The sequence below is a fragment of the Micromonospora sp. CNZ296 genome (assembly GCF_007827635.1).
Map to the genome: position 1 here is coordinate 319,173 of NZ_VISW01000002.1, position 13,646 is coordinate 332,818.

Genomic DNA, 13,646 nt, shown 5'->3' on the forward strand with positions numbered 1-13,646 from the left:
GCCGGGGCGGGGGTGGCGCTCAGAAGTCGTCGTCGAAGGTGACCGAGCCGGTCACCCCGACCTGGTACGCCGACACCCGGCGCTCGAAGAAGTTGGACAGCTCCTGCACGTCCTGCAACTCCATGAACGCGAACGGGTTGCCGCTGCCGTACATGGGGGCGATGCCGAGCACTGCGAGGCGCCGGTCGGCCACGTGCTGGAGGTACTCGCGCATGTCGGCCAGTGACATCCCGGGCACGCCCTGCCCCAGCAGGTCCTCGGCGAAGCTCACCTCGCACTCCACCGCCTCGGCCAGCATCTCCTTCACCTGCCGCTCCATCTCGTCGTCGAACAGGTCCGGCTCCTCGGCGCGTACGGTCTCCACCACGTCGAAGGCGAACGCCATGTGCATCGACTCGTCCCGGAACACCCAGTTGGTGCCGGAGGCCAGCCCGTTGAGCAGGCCCCGGGAGCGCAGGAAGTAGACGTAGGCGAACGCGCCGTAGAAGAACAGGCCCTCGATGCACGCGGCGAAGCAGATCAGGTTGAGCAGGAACGCCCGCCGGTCCGCGCGGGTCCGCAGCTCCCGCAGCTCGAAGACGGAGTCGATCCACCGGAAGCAGAACTCAGCCTTGCGGGCGATCGACGGGATGTTCTCCACCGCGTCGAACGCGGCGAACCGTTCCTTCTCGTCCGGCACGTACGTGTCGAGCAGGTTCAGGTAGAACTGGACGTGCACCGCCTCCTCGAACAGCTGCCGGGACAGGTAGAGCCGGCCCTCCGGGGAGTTGACGTGCTGGTAGAGGTTGAGCACCAGGTTGTTGGCGACGATGGTGTCGCCGGTGGCGAAGAACGCCACCAGCCGCGACACCAGGTGCCGCTCGGCCGGGGACAGCTTCGCCAGGTCGGCGAGGTCCGAGTGCAGGTCCACCTCCTCGACCGTCCAGGTGTTCTTGATCGCGTCCTTGAACCGGTCGAAGAAGCGCGGGTAGCGCATCGGCCGCAGGGTCAGGTCCATGCCGGGGTCGAGCAGCATGTGCCGGGTCGGTGCGGTGGTGGTCACTGGCATGCCTCGCAGCTCTCGGGGTTCTCCAGGGAACAGGCCAGCGCCTCGTCGTCGCTCACGGCGGAGACCACGCCGGAGACCGGGGCGAGCACCGGCGCGACGGTGGCCTGCTGGATGCGGGTGGCGGGACGGGAACGCAGGTAGTAGGTGGTCTTCAGCCCGGCCTTCCAGGCGTACAGGTACATCGAGGAGAGCTTGCCGATGGTCGGCGCGCTCAGGAACAGGTTCAGCGACTGGGACTGGTCGACGAAGGGCGCCCGCGCGGCGGCCAGGTCGATCAGCGCCCGCTGCGGCAGCTCCCAGGCGGTGCGGAACAGCTCCCGCACCGGCGCGGGCAGCTCGGTGATGTCCTGCACCGAGCCCTCGGCCCGCTTGATCCGGTCGCGGACCTGCGGCGTCCACAGCCCGCGCGCCTTCAGCTCCCGCACCAGGTACGTGTTGACCTGGAGGAACTCCCCGGACATGGTCTCGCGCTTGAACAGGTTGGACACCTGCGGCTCGACGCACTCGTAGCAGCCGGCGATGGACGCGATGGTGGCGGTCGGCGCGATCGCCACCAGCAGCGAGTTGCGCAGCCCGTGCGCGGCGATCCGCTCGCGCAGCGCCGCCCACCGCTGCGTCTGCGCCGGCTCCGCGCCCCACAGGTCCGGGTGCAGGTCACCCTTGGCGGCCCGGGTCTGCGGGTACGCCGGATGCGGGCCGAACTGCTCGGCCAGCCCGGCGGAGGTCTCCAGCGCGGTCAGCAGGATCTCCTCCTGCACGCGGGTGGACAGCTCCCGGGCCTGGGCCGAGTCGAACGGCAGGCGCAGCGTGAAGAACGCGTCCTGCAGGCCCATCAACCCGAGCCCGACCGGCCGCCAGCGCGGGTTCGACGCCGCCGCCTGCTCGGCCGGGTAGTAGTTGATGTCGATCACCCGGTCGAGGAAGACCACAGCCGTACGCACGGTGGCGCGCAGCCGCTCCCAGTCCACCCCGTCGGCGGTGACGTGGGCGCCGAGGTTCACCGAGCCGAGGTTGCACACGGCGGTCTCGGTGTCGTCGTTCACCTCCAGGATCTCCGTGCACAGGTTGGACAGGTGGATCACGTTGCCCGGCTCACCGGTCTGGTTGGACAGCCGGTTCGCGGCGTCCTTGAACGTCATCCAGCCGTTGCCGGTCTGCGCGAGCGTGCGCATCATCCGCCCGTACAGATCCCGGGCCCGCACCGTGCGGACCGCGTTCTTCTCCGCCGCCCGGTACGCGGCGTCGAACGCCTCGCCGTACAGGTCGGGCAGTTCCGGGGCGTCCGACGGGTCGACCAGCGACCACTCGCCGTCGGCCTCGACCCGGCGCATGAACTCGTCCGGGATCCAGTTGGCCAGGTTGAGGTTGTGCGTACGCCGCGACTCCTCGCCGGTGTTGTCCCGCAGCTCCAGGAACTCCTCCACGTCCGGGTGCCACGGCTCCAGGTAGACGCAGGCCGCGCCCTTGCGCCGGCCGCCCTGGTTGACCGCGGCCACCCCGGCGTCGAGCGTCTTGAGGAACGGCACGATGCCGTTGGACCGGCCGTTGGTGCCCCGGATCAGCGCGCCCCGGCCGCGCACCCGCGACCAGGCGATGCCGATGCCGCCGGAGAACTTCGACAGCTTCGCCACCTGGTGGTACCGCTCGTAGATCGAGTCCAGCTCGTCGCGCGGCGAGTCGACCAGGAAGCACGACGACATCTGGGTGTGCCGGGTGCCGGAGTTGAACAGCGTGGGGGAGCTGGGCAGGTAGGCCAGACTGGACATCAGCCGGTAGAACCCGACCGCCTCGCCGGGGGTGCGGGACAGCCCGCACGCCACCCGCAGCAGCCAGTACTGCGGCGTCTCCACCACCAGCCGCGACTGCGGGTGCCGCAGCAGGTAGCGGTCGGCCACCGTGCGCAGTCCGAAGTACTCGAACCGCAGGTCGCCGTCCGGGTCCACGGCGTCGTCGAGCTTGCGGGCGTGCCGGGCCACGAACGCGGCCGTCTCGTCGCCGATCAGTCCCAGCCCGTGCGCGTAGGCGATCGACTGGCTGAAGCTCGCCACGCCCTGTCCGCGGACCTCCTTGTCCACGTACCCGGCGAGCAACCGCGCCGCCAGCTTCGAGTACTGCGGCTCCTCGCCGATCAGCTCCGCCGCGGTCTGGATCGACAACCGGTCCAGCTCGGCGGTGGTCGCCCCGTCGTAGAGCCCGCTGATCGTCTTCGTGGCCACCCGCAGCGGGTCCACCTCGTCCAGGTCGGCGACCCAGCGCTCGACCGCCCGGACGATCTTGCCGACGTCCACCGGCTCGGTGTCGCCGTCCCGCTTGCGTACCCGCATCGCCGGCCGGCGGGTCTCGGACCCGCCGGTTCCGGACGGGGGACTCTCCTGCACGACAGTCATGACCTCTCCTCGCTGTCACCGTCTGGAGACGGCGGGAGACGCCAACGGGCGCGGCGCACGGCCGGCCCGGCTGCTGGCGTCGGTCGTCCCGCGCGACCTCCGGCCGCCGTACGCGGAGGCGTACGGCGCGCTGGCAGGTCTTCGGACTCGCGGGCCCGACCGGGGTCGCCGGTCGCCTACCGGCCGTCGCTTCCCAGGCCGGTGGCCCAGTGCTGTTGACGGCTGTCGTTCCCACTCACCGCTGCGGGGCAGTCCCGGATTCCCACCGGGTTCCCTCTTGCCTCGGCCCCGCCCCGGAGGGTTCGGCCGAACCAGCTGCGGCAACACCATATATGGCGGTGAGGGCTTGCGTGCAACACCAGATGTCGTGTCGGCGTGTCGGAATGATCTCACTGTCCACAGTGCCTACCCCCGATTCCGGCGCGAGCCGGCGGGCGCGATACTCGGCGGTATGGGGAATACCGGACGCCGCTGGGCGTGGGTGGCGGTCCTGCTCGTCGGCGTCGGGCTTCATCTGCTGGTGCTGGAGACACTCGCCGGCACCGGGACCGTCACGTTCGTCCCGGCGCTGATCGTGCTCGGCGCGTGCGTCGCGCCCGCCACGTTCCTGGCCTTCGCCCAGGGACGGCCGGCCCGCCGCCCGGTCCCCGGCTCCGTCGTCGGCGTCGCCGCGCTCCTCGGCGGCGTGGTCGGCGTGGTCGCCGCCGGCTGGCTGGAGTACGGCACCCTGCACCGCCTCGGCGTCCTGCCGATGGCGCTCGTCGGCCTGGCCGAGGAGACCGCCAAACTGATCGTGCCGGCCGGCATCCTGCTGCTGTGGCGGCGGCACCCGTCCCCGGCGCAGGGCCTGGTGATCGGCGTGGCCTCCGGCGCCGGGTTCGCCGCGCTGGAGACCATGGGCTACGCGTTCGCCGCGTTCGTCGGGTCGGAGGGCAACCTCGGCTCGGTCGAGCGGACGCTGCTGGTACGCGGTCTCACCGCGCCCGCCGCGCACCTGGCCTGGACCGGGCTGACCGCCGCCGCGCTGTTCACGTTCGCCGCCGCGCCCGGCGGCCGGAAGCTGGCGGCGTTCCTGCTCACCTTCGCCGCCGCCGTCACGCTGCACACCTGCTGGGACACGTTCGGCACCCAGCCCGCGTACGTGTTCATCGGCGCCGTGTCGCTGGGCTGGGTGCTGCTGCGCCTGCACCTGGACCGCGAGCGGCCGCCCGCGTCCGGGACGCCGGCGGAGCCGAACCGGGACCGGCCTCATGATCATCGCCAGTTCGCCGAGGTGGCGGGGTCGGAGCACTTCTGATGCCGCCACCTCGGCGTGATGGAGTCGATCAACCGGCCCGGGCATTGCCGACCCCCGACCAGCCGACGCCCGCACCGCGCCCCGGTGCGTCTCAGCCGGCGGCCAGCCGGACGCCGAGCGCGACGAAGGCGACAGCGCAGAGCCGGTCGACGCGCCGTGACCAGCGGCTGTCGCCCCACCGCCTGGCGAACCGCCCGGCGCCCACCCCGAGCGCCAGGTCCACGGCGAGTTGCACCGCGACGAACAGCGCCCCGAGCAGCACCAGCTGCGCCGCCACCGGGCCCGCCTCGGGCCGGACGAACTGCGGCAGGAACGCCACACTGAACAGGATCATCTTCGGGTTGAGCAGGTTCGTCAGCAGCCCGCGCCGGAACGCCCGCCCGGCGCCGCCGTCCGGCCGGTCCGCCGGTGCGCCGGGCCGGGCGGTGCCGCGCAGCGCCCGCAGGCCCAGCACGATCAGGTACGCCGCACCGGCCCACCGGATCGCGGTGAACAGCACAGGGGACGCGGCGATCAGCGTGGCGAGCCCGGCCACCACGGCGGCGACGTGCACCGCCTCCCCGGCGGCGACCCCGAGCGCGGCCACCGCGCCCGCCCGTGGGCCGTACCGGCTGGCGTTGGCGAGCACGAACATCATGTCCGGCCCCGGGGTGAGCATGAGCACCACGATGGCGGCCAGGTAACCCGCGAGCGTGGTCGCCGACAGTCCGAGCACCGGTCAGCCCTCCCCGGCGCCGTCGAGCAGCGCCCGGCGCAGCGCCAGCCGGTGTTCGCGCCGGATCTGCGCCTCCCGGTAGCGCCGCCGGTCGCCGTCGGTCTCGGCGTGCAACGGCGGCACCGGCCGGGGCTGCCCGTCGTCGTCCACCGCCACCATCACCAGGTGCGCGGTCGCCACGTCCACCGGCGGCACCGCGCGGTCCCACCGGTCCGCGCTGACCTTCACCGCCACCTCCATCGAGCTGCGGCCGGCCCAGGTGATCCGGGCGTCCACGTGGACCACGTCCCCCACGCGTACCGCCCGCAGGAAGGCGGTCTCGTCGATGGCGGCGGTGACGGCCGGGCCGTCGGAGTGGCGGGCGGCGACCACACCGGCGACCGAGTCGATCAGGTTGAGGATGCGCCCGCCGTGGACCGTGCCCATCAGGTTGGTGTGGTGCTGGTCCATGATCTGCGACAGGGTCAGGTGCGAGGCCGACGGTGGTCGGCCGGTGAGCATGATGGTGTCGGGCACTGTGCGGTTCCGTCCTCGCAGAAGCGGACCGCCGACCGGCCGGGGTGTGCACGTCGAGGACACGCCGACGGCCCTGCGTACGACGTGTCACCCGCCCGACCCACCCGCGAGGTCGACGGCGGCGCGCACCGGTGGTACGCGCGACGCGGGCAGGTCTTCGGACTCGCGGGCGTGACACGAGGTCGCCTACTGGCCGTCGCTTCCCAGGCCGTGGCCCAGTGCTGTTGACGGCTGTCGTTCCCACTCACCGCTGCGGGGCAGTCCCGGATTCCCACCGGGTTCCCTCTTACGACACCCGGCCGTCGCCGACCGGGTGAACCAGCGCTTCCCGCAGCGTAGCCCAGCGTCCGAGGCCGGCGGCACAGGCGTCAGGCCGGCGCCGATCCCGTCACAGCGGCAAGCGGCGCCGCGCCGAACGACACCGCGAACCGCTTGCACCAGATCGACACGCTGCGCAGACCGTCCAGGTCCACCGACGCCGGGATGTCGTACGCCTGGTCGCCGATGTTGCCCTTGAGCCGGCCCAGCTCGACCCAGCGGCCGTCGTCGAACACCTGCCAGCCGGCCCGGCCGGGCAGCACCTTCCGGTCGGTGAGCCACACCCGCAGATCGGGTCCGTCGGAGGTGTCCAGTCCGCGCAGGAGCAGCTGGCGGCGGCCGTCGGCGAGACGGACGAGCTGCGCCCGGCCGGACGTGTCGTGCTCGTGGGTGACGAAGTCACCGGCGGCGAGCACCACGTCGGCGGGCGCCGCGCCGGTCGGCGACGAGCCGGTCGTGCCGGCCGGCGCCGGTGAGGGCTCCGCCACAGTGGGCAGCGTCTCGCGTACCTCGCGGTCGGTCACCAGCCGCCACGGCTGGAACAGGTACAGGCTCACCCCGAGGCCGGTGACGGCCACCACGGCCAGCACCGACGACACCACACGTCTTCTGCCCATGCTCCGACGGTAGGCTCGTAGCCGGCGGAAAGATCTTTCCGTCCGCTTACGGGTCGACCGCGGGCCGCCGCACCGGGACGCCGATGGGTAGCGTCTGGCCCATGGGGCGCTACGTGCTCGTCGTCGACGACGACCGGACGGTGAGCGACGTCGTCCGGCGCTACCTCGAACAGGACGGCTGCCGGGTCCGGTTGTCCTTCGACGGGCCGGACGCGCTCGCCGCGGCCGAGGAGGAGCCACCCGACCTGGTGGTCCTCGACCTGATGATGCCGGGTCTCGACGGCATCGAGGTGTGCCGGCGGCTGCGGCGCCGGCTGCCCGGCCTGCCCGTCGTCATGCTCACCGCGCTCGGGGACGAGGCCGACCGGGTCGCCGGGCTGGAGGTCGGCGCGGACGACTACGTGACCAAGCCGTTCTCGCCCCGTGAACTCGTGCTGCGCATCCGGTCGGTGCTGCGGCGCGCGGCCCCGCAGGACCGGGGACCGACAGGGGTGCTGCGCGACGGCGACCTCACCGCGGACACCGACCGGCGCGTCGCCGAGCGCGGCGGGCAGCCGCTGTCGCTGACCGTACGGGAGTTCGACCTGCTCGCGTTCCTGCTGGCGAACCCGGGACGCGCCTGGTCGCGGGCCGAGCTGCTGGACCGCGTGTGGGGCTGGCGGTTCGGCGACCAGTCCACAGTCACCGTCCACGTCCGGCGGCTGCGGGAGAAGATCGAGGACCACCCGGCGCAGCCGCGCCGCATCGTCACCGTGTGGGGCGTCGGTTACCGGTACGAGCCGTCGGAGGCGTCCCGGTGAACGAACTGATGGTCATCGGGCTCTACGCCCTGCTCGCCGGCGCTGCGGTCGGCGCGCTCGGCGTCGGCGCGCTGCGGCTGGTGCGCCACCGGTCGATCCTCGCGCACATCGCGGTGCTGCTCGCGGTCACCATCGCCTCGGTGACGGCCGGCGTCACCGCCGTCGCCCAGGCCATGTTCCTGTCCGCGCACGACCTCCAGGTCGTCCTCGTCACGGTCGCGGCGTCCGCGGCGCTCAGCCTGGCCGTCGGGGTGGCGTTCGCCCGCCGCCTCGCCCAGGCGGCGGTCTGGGCCGACCAGGCCCGGCAGCGGGAACGGCAGCTGGAGGCCGGCCGCCGCGAGCTGGTCGCGTGGGTCTCCCACGACCTGCGTACGCCGCTGGCCGGGCTGCGGGCGATGGCGGAGGCGCTGGAGGACCGGGTGGTCGACGAGCCGGCGGCGGTGGCCGAGTACCACCGCCGGATCCGGGTCGAGACGGACCGGATGACGCGCCTGGTCGACGACCTGTTCGAGCTGTCCCGGATCACCGCCGGAGCGCTGCGGCCCGCGCTGTCCCCGGTGCCGCTCGGCGACGTGGTCTCCGACGCGATCGCCGCCACCGCGCCGCTGGCCGCCGACCGGCGGGTCCGGGTGCTCGCCCCGGAGACCGGCTGGCCGACCGTCCGGGCCGCCGAGGCCGAACTCGCCCGCGTCGTGACGAACCTGCTGGTCAACTCGGTGCGGTACACGCCACCGGAGGGCACTGTCCGCATCGACGCCGGACGGGACGACGCCGACGCGTGGCTCGCCGTCTCCGACACCTGCGGCGGCATTCCGGAGGCGGACCTGCCCCGGGTGTTCGACGTGGCGTTCCGGGGCACCCGGGCCCGTACCCCCGCACCGGCCGGCGCCGACGAGGCGGCACCGGCCGGCGGCGGGCTGGGTCTGGCGATCGTGCGCGGACTGGTCGAGGCGCACGGCGGGCGGGTGCACGCGCACAACGTGACCGGCGGGTGCCGGTTCGTGGTCCGCCTGCCGGCGGTCTGACCGGGCCGGTCAGCCGGCGTCCGGGGGACCGGTCTCCACCAGGCGCCCGTCCGCCAGGCGCAGCCAGCGGCCGACGTCGATCGCGGCGAGGAACCGCTCGTCGTGGCTGACCACCAGCAGCGCGCCCCGGTAGGCGTGCAGCGCGCTCTCCAACTGCCCGACGCTGACCAGGTCGAGGTTGTTCGTCGGCTCGTCGAGCAGCAGGAGCTGCGGGGCCGGTTCGGCGCCAAGCACGCACGCGAGCGTGGCGCGCAGCCGCTCCCCGCCGGAGAGCACCCCGACCGGAAGGTGCGCGCGCGGGCCGCGGAACAGGAAGCGGGCGAGCAGGTTCATCCGTTGCGCGTCAGGGGCCTGCGGCGCGAACGCGGCCAGGTTCTCCGCCACGGTACGGTCCAGGTCCAGCAGGTCCAGCCGCTGCGACAGGTACGCGATCCGGCCGTCCGCGCGGGTGATCCGGCCGCTCTCCGGCTCCAGGTCGCCGTCGATCAGGCGGAGCAGCGTGGACTTGCCCGCGCCGTTGTCGCCGAGCAGGGCGATCCGCTCCGGACCGCGGATCGTCAGGTCGACACCGTCGGCGGCGAACAGCGACCGCTCACCGTGCCGGACCCGGACCCGTTCGGCGGTCAGCAGCGTGCGTCCGGCCGGGACGGTGGTGGCGGGCAGCTCCACCGTGATCGTCTTCTCGTTGCGCAGCGCCCGCTCGGCCTCGTCCAGCCGTGCCCGGGCGTCGTCGACCCGCCCGGAGTGCATCTCGTTCGCCTTGCCCGCCGCCACCTGCGCGTCCCGCTTCAAGCCGCCGGCGACGATCCTCGCCAGACCCGCGTTCTTCAGGTTCCGGGCGGCGTTGCCGGCTCGCCGGGCCGCCCGTTCGCGGGCCTCCTGCAACTCCCGCTTCTCCCGCTTGAGGTCCTGTTCGGCGCTGCGGACGTTCTTCTCCGCCACCTCCTGCGCGGCCCGCACGGCCGCCTCGTACGAGGTGAAGTCGCCGCCGTGGAAGCGCATCTCACCGCGATCGAGTTCGGCGATGCGGTCCATCCGGTCCAGCAGAGCCCGGTCGTGACTGACCAGCAGCAGACAGCCGTGCCACTGTTCCAGCACGTCGTAGAGCCGGTGCCGGGCGCCCAGGTCGAGGTTGTTCGTCGGCTCGTCCAGCAGCAGCACGTCGGGCTGCTTGAGCAGTTGCGCCGCCAGGCCGAGGGAGACCACCTGCCCACCGCTGAGCGTGCCCAGGCGCCTGTCGAAGGCGAGGCCGCCGAGGCCGAGCCGGTCGAGTTGCGCGCGCGTGCGCTCCTCGATGTCCCAGTCGGCGCCGATGGTGGTGAAGTGCCTCTCGTCGGCGTCGCCGGCCTCGATGGCGTGCAGCGCCGCGATCAGCGGTGCGATCTCCAGGACCTCGGCCACGGTGAGGTCGGCGGCCAGCGGCAGGCTCTGCGGGAGGTAGCCCAGCACGCCGTCGACGGTCACCGACCCGGCGGCCGGGCGGTACTCGCCGGCGATCAGCTTGAGCAGCGTGCTCTTGCCGGCGCCGTTCGGCGCGACCAGTCCGGTCCGGCCGCCGCCGAGGGTGAAGGAGAGGTTCTGGAAGACCGGGGTGTCGTCCGGCCAGGAGAAGGTCAGGTTCGAGCAGACGACGAAGGAATCGGACATCAGGAAGACGACCTCGAAGATGAGGGCGGGCGGACCTCAGCCGCCCGGCGGGGGACACGGTCTCGGGGTACGACGACACGACCACGGCGCTCGCCTGCGGTCGGTCACATGTCCGGTCTCACCCGGAGATGTCGTCGTCACCCGCCATGTCTGGTCTCCCTGCCTGCCTGATCGCCACTGGATCACTCCGGTCCACCGTAGCACCGGCGGCGGTCGCCAGGCGGTCCTGCAGACGGGCGTGCCGGAACTGGTAGACCGGCCCCACCGTGCGCAGCACCGACCGGCGGTGCGCGTCGTCGAGGAACCGGAGCAGCCGCAGCGGCGCCACCCCGGTACGGCGCAGCTCGACCATGACGAGCAGGGCGCGCCAGGTCTGCGAGGACGTCACGCCGAGCAGGAAGCCGCCGACGATGCCACAGGCGATGCCACCTTCCGCCGACCCGGCGAGCCGCCCCACCAGGCCACCCAGGACACCGAGCACGGACCCGAGCCAGAGGCCGCCGCCCACCGCGGACCACAGGTCCCGCCGCCAGGACAGCCGCGACGACACCGGGTCGTCCTCGCCCGCCGAGCCGGCCATCGCCAGGTACAGGCCCAGGGAGAGGCAACCGAGAAAACCGGTCGCGGTGAAGGCGAGGAAGACCGGGAAGGCCCGGCCGGACCCGATGCCTGTGACATCGGCGCACGCGGCGACGAGGAGCCCGAAGAAGCCCAGGAACAACGCACCGGTGAGCCCGGCGCCGAGCACGCTCTCCATCCGCTGACGGCTGACGACCCGGCTCCACCTGATCCGGCGGAGCCGCAGCGGACGTCGGCCGATCAGCACGTCCCGGGACAGCTTGGCGGTGAACGTGAGCACCAGCCCGAACGCCAGCCCGGCCAGGATGCCGAACGCCGGCCCGGCGAGCAACCCCGCGCTCAGTCCGGCGCCGAGACCGGTGACGAGCACCGTCGTGACCGCGTACAGGTCCCAGGAGGTGAACGACGCCAGGTGCCACCACACCAGATCGCGGCTGCCCGCCCGGTTCATCAGGTGGGCGAGGTGACCGAGCCAGCGCGCCGCCTGCGCAGCCGTGTAGCGCGGCTCCGGCACGCCGGGCTGGACGGCGTACGCCGCGGGAAGCACCCGGTCGAGCAGGGCGTCCTCCACCGCCTCCCGGCTGTGGTAGCTGTCGAGCAGCTCCGCGGCATCGTCGTCGGTGGTCACCGTGTCCCGGAACAGGCTCAGCATCAGCGGGCTGCGCAGCGCCTGCGCGACGGGACTCTCAGGCCGGTCGCGCACCTCGTCCACCAGCCGCTGCCACCCCGGCGGCAACGGCTGGGTCCGGCTCCGGGTGACGTACGCGGCGATGTCCGCGCCGGTCAGCGGCTCCAGCTCCAGGGCGGCGGCGCCGGAGAGGTGCCGGGCGGCGGCCACCGCCTCCACCAGCTCGCGGCTGCGGGTCGTCACCACCAGCCGGAACGTGGTCTGGACGTCGAGCGCGCGCAGGGCGACCGGTCGCAGGTCCGGCGGCAGTTCGTCCAGCCCGTCCAGGAAGAGCGCCACGTGCCCGCCCGTGACGAGCCGGCGGGCCGGTTCGAGCCCGCCGAGGACATCGTGATCGGCGGCCAGCCGGGCGGCCAGCCAGTCGGCGACCGGTTGCCGGCGTGGATCCCAGCCGGACACGGTCAGCAGCACCGGCACGGGTATCCGTGCGCGCTCCTGCTCCGGCAGGCTCTGCCGGTGCTCCAGCGCGTCGATCAGCAGCAGGACGACCGCTGCCGACTTGCCCGCCCCGGGCCGGCCGAGCAGCAGGAGGCGGCCGGAGCCCAGGCCCGCGTACACCCGGAACAGGTCGTGCAGGTCGCCGTGGGCGAGGTCGGCCGCCCGCACCGGCGGGACGGCCGGCAGGGGCGGGAACCGGACCAGGTCGCCCTCGGTCGCGGCGGCGTCCACCGGCCCGGTGACCGGCCGGTCCGACCACCGCCAGTGGACCCGGATCGGAACCGGCGCCCACAGCCCGCGCTCGGTCGCCGCGCGGCTCCACTGCGCGAGGACGGCGGCGGCCAGCTCGTCGGCCGCCCGCTGCGCCTCGGGGCCGGGACGGCGTGCGCCCCGGTGGTTGCGCCGCCACAGCCAGCCCAGGATCGGCCCGCCGGCCGCCAGGACGGCGAGGACCGACTGCAGCAGGGTGAGCTGCCGGTCGGTGGCGTTCGGCAGCCAGGCGACCGACGCGCCGAGCCCGGCCGCGACGAGCATCGCCAGCACCGACCAGACCCCCCGTCGCATCCCGGTAGTGTGCCAGCCGGCCGGCTGTCCACACAGGCCCGTCCGCCGAGCCGGGAGTGTTCCGGCCCTATGCTCCTGGCCATGTCCCAGGTGAGTGCGAGCCGCTGGTTCGGGCCGGCCGGTTCCCCGACCGGCGACGCCCAGGTGTTCGTCTTCCCGTACGCCGGTGGCGTCGCCGCCTCCTTCGCGCAGTGGCGGGAACTGGCCGCGCCGGAGCTGTCGGTGCAGGTCGCGCTGATGCCGGGCCGGGGCGCCCGGCTGCACGAGCCACCCGTGGACGACCTCGCGGAGCTGGTGGACGCGCTGGCGACAGCCGTCGTCGAGCGGGCGTCCGGGCCGTTCCAGCTGTTCGGCCACAGCCTGGGGGCGCTCGTGGCGTTCGAGGTGACGCGGGAGCTGCGCCGCCGGGGCGCGCCCGCGCCGCTGGCGTTGCTGGTCGGCGGCGCGGAGGCGCCGCAGACCCGGCTGGTGCGGCGGCGCGTGCACGACCTCGACGACGCCGGTCTGATCGAGGCGTTGCGCGACTTCGGGGCCACGCCGGCCGCGCTGCTGGCCGACCGCGACCTGATGGAGCTGATCCTGCCCGGGGTACGCGCCGACTTCGCGCTGTCCGAGCGGTACGCCTACCGTCCGGAGCCGCCGCTGGAGGTGCCGGTGCACGTGCTGCTCGGCGACGGGGACGAGCACGTGGACCGGGACCGGGCCGCGGGGTGGGCCCGGGAATGTGTCACCGAGCCGCGATGGCACGTGTTTCCCGGCGGGCATTTCTTCCTTACCGACCATCTGCCGGAAATCATCGACCTAATGCGACACATCGTCGCCAGTCACACCCCTGTGGCGGAATAGGCGACAAAGAACGGGTAAGGACTCGTACCCGTACCGGACCTTCCACAATGTCCGGTATTCGACCTGGTGAACGGCCGAGAAGCGGTGTTAAAGTTCGCCATCCGTTCGCCGAAGGGACGTCGCTGACGAGGCGGCATACTGTCGCGTGCGCCGAGGTGTTC

11 protein-coding genes and 2 riboswitches are annotated in these 13,646 nt (G+C 73.2%); of the genes, 4 read left to right on the plus strand and 7 right to left on the minus strand.

Annotation, left to right across the window (positions count from 1 at the left end; genetic code table 11):
- Positions 1–19: 19 nt before the first annotated feature.
- Together FB455_RS04310 and FB455_RS04315 are read right to left on the minus strand one after the other, a co-directional pair.
- Positions 20–1,048, minus strand: coding sequence for a ribonucleotide-diphosphate reductase subunit beta (locus FB455_RS04310; protein ID WP_145752296.1), 1,029 nt, complete (start codon positions 1,046–1,048; stop codon positions 20–22).
- Positions 1,039–3,435: a ribonucleoside-diphosphate reductase subunit alpha gene (locus FB455_RS04315; protein ID WP_145752299.1), complete on the minus strand. Its 2,397-nt coding sequence runs from the start codon at positions 3,433–3,435 to the stop codon at positions 1,039–1,041. The genes FB455_RS04310 and FB455_RS04315 overlap by 10 nt, the downstream gene beginning before the upstream one ends.
- A gap of 116 nt (positions 3,436–3,551) precedes the next feature.
- Positions 3,552–3,766: riboswitch (cobalamin riboswitch) on the minus strand.
- A 120-nt stretch (positions 3,767–3,886) separates the two neighbouring features.
- Here FB455_RS04315 and FB455_RS04320 point away from each other — a divergent pair.
- Positions 3,887–4,732: a PrsW family glutamic-type intramembrane protease gene (locus FB455_RS04320; RefSeq protein ID WP_145752301.1), complete on the plus strand. Its 846-nt coding sequence runs from the start codon at positions 3,887–3,889 to the stop codon at positions 4,730–4,732.
- Positions 4,733–4,823: 91 nt separating this feature from the next.
- Here FB455_RS04320 and FB455_RS04325 read toward each other — a convergent pair whose 3' ends face one another.
- The 3 genes from FB455_RS04325 to FB455_RS04335 form a co-directional block, all read right to left on the minus strand.
- Positions 4,824–5,447, minus strand: a complete 624-nt coding sequence (locus tag FB455_RS04325) for a LysE family translocator (protein WP_145752303.1) — start codon at positions 5,445–5,447, stop codon at positions 4,824–4,826.
- A 3-nt stretch (positions 5,448–5,450) separates the two neighbouring features.
- The gene (locus FB455_RS04330) at positions 5,451–5,963 is read right to left on the minus strand and encodes an acyl-CoA thioesterase (RefSeq protein ID WP_145752305.1); all 513 of its coding nucleotides are present in this window, start codon (positions 5,961–5,963) and stop codon (positions 5,451–5,453) included.
- Positions 5,964–6,094: 131 nt separating this feature from the next.
- Positions 6,095–6,301: riboswitch (cobalamin riboswitch) on the minus strand.
- 30 nt (positions 6,302–6,331) lie between these two features.
- The gene (locus FB455_RS04335) at positions 6,332–6,898 is read right to left on the minus strand and encodes a DM13 domain-containing protein (protein ID WP_013477179.1); all 567 of its coding nucleotides are present in this window, start codon (positions 6,896–6,898) and stop codon (positions 6,332–6,334) included.
- Positions 6,899–6,999: 101 nt separating this feature from the next.
- On the opposite strand from FB455_RS04335, the gene FB455_RS04340 reads away from it, so the two are divergent.
- Both FB455_RS04340 and FB455_RS04345 read left to right on the plus strand, forming a co-directional pair.
- Positions 7,000–7,698: a response regulator transcription factor gene (locus FB455_RS04340; RefSeq protein WP_030268889.1), complete on the plus strand. Its 699-nt coding sequence runs from the start codon at positions 7,000–7,002 to the stop codon at positions 7,696–7,698.
- A gap of 8 nt (positions 7,699–7,706) precedes the next feature.
- Positions 7,707–8,723, plus strand: a complete 1,017-nt coding sequence (locus FB455_RS04345; RefSeq protein ID WP_186466377.1) for a sensor histidine kinase — start codon at positions 7,707–7,709, stop codon at positions 8,721–8,723.
- Positions 8,724–8,732: 9 nt separating this feature from the next.
- Here the strand turns inward: FB455_RS04345 and FB455_RS04350 are convergent, their stop codons facing one another.
- Together FB455_RS04350 and FB455_RS04355 are read right to left on the minus strand one after the other, a co-directional pair.
- Entirely contained in the window at positions 8,733–10,370 is a 1,638-nt protein-coding gene (locus FB455_RS04350; protein WP_013285796.1) for an ABC-F family ATP-binding cassette domain-containing protein, read from the minus strand.
- Positions 10,371–10,488: 118 nt separating this feature from the next.
- Positions 10,489–12,639 (minus strand): NACHT domain-containing protein, encoded by a 2,151-nt coding sequence (locus FB455_RS04355; protein WP_145752310.1) that lies wholly within the window; start codon positions 12,637–12,639, stop codon positions 10,489–10,491.
- Between the two features lie 81 nt (positions 12,640–12,720).
- On the opposite strand from FB455_RS04355, the gene FB455_RS04360 reads away from it, so the two are divergent.
- Entirely contained in the window at positions 12,721–13,485 is a 765-nt protein-coding gene (locus tag FB455_RS04360) for a thioesterase II family protein (protein WP_435589830.1), read from the plus strand.
- The last annotated feature ends 161 nt before the right edge of the window (positions 13,486–13,646 follow it).

What these genes read in the sequence shown, in the direction of transcription:
- FB455_RS04320 (WP_145752301.1), top strand. Translation starts at nt 3,887, where the DNA reads ATGGGGAATACCGGACGCCGCTGGGCGTGGGTGGCGGTCCTGCTCGTC.
- FB455_RS04355 (WP_145752310.1), bottom strand. Translation starts at nt 12,639, where the DNA reads ATGCGACGGGGGGTCTGGTCGGTGCTGGCGATGCTCGTCGCGGCCGGG.
- FB455_RS04315 (WP_145752299.1), bottom strand. Translation starts at nt 3,435, where the DNA reads ATGACTGTCGTGCAGGAGAGTCCCCCGTCCGGAACCGGCGGGTCCGAG.
- FB455_RS04310 (WP_145752296.1), bottom strand. Translation starts at nt 1,048, where the DNA reads ATGCCAGTGACCACCACCGCACCGACCCGGCACATGCTGCTCGACCCC.
- FB455_RS04360 (WP_435589830.1), top strand. Translation starts at nt 12,721, where the DNA reads ATGTCCCAGGTGAGTGCGAGCCGCTGGTTCGGGCCGGCCGGTTCCCCG.
- FB455_RS04345 (WP_186466377.1), top strand. Translation starts at nt 7,707, where the DNA reads ATGGTCATCGGGCTCTACGCCCTGCTCGCCGGCGCTGCGGTCGGCGCG.
- FB455_RS04350 (WP_013285796.1), bottom strand. Translation starts at nt 10,370, where the DNA reads ATGTCCGATTCCTTCGTCGTCTGCTCGAACCTGACCTTCTCCTGGCCG.
- FB455_RS04335 (WP_013477179.1), bottom strand. Translation starts at nt 6,898, where the DNA reads ATGGGCAGAAGACGTGTGGTGTCGTCGGTGCTGGCCGTGGTGGCCGTC.
- FB455_RS04340 (WP_030268889.1), top strand. Translation starts at nt 7,000, where the DNA reads ATGGGGCGCTACGTGCTCGTCGTCGACGACGACCGGACGGTGAGCGAC.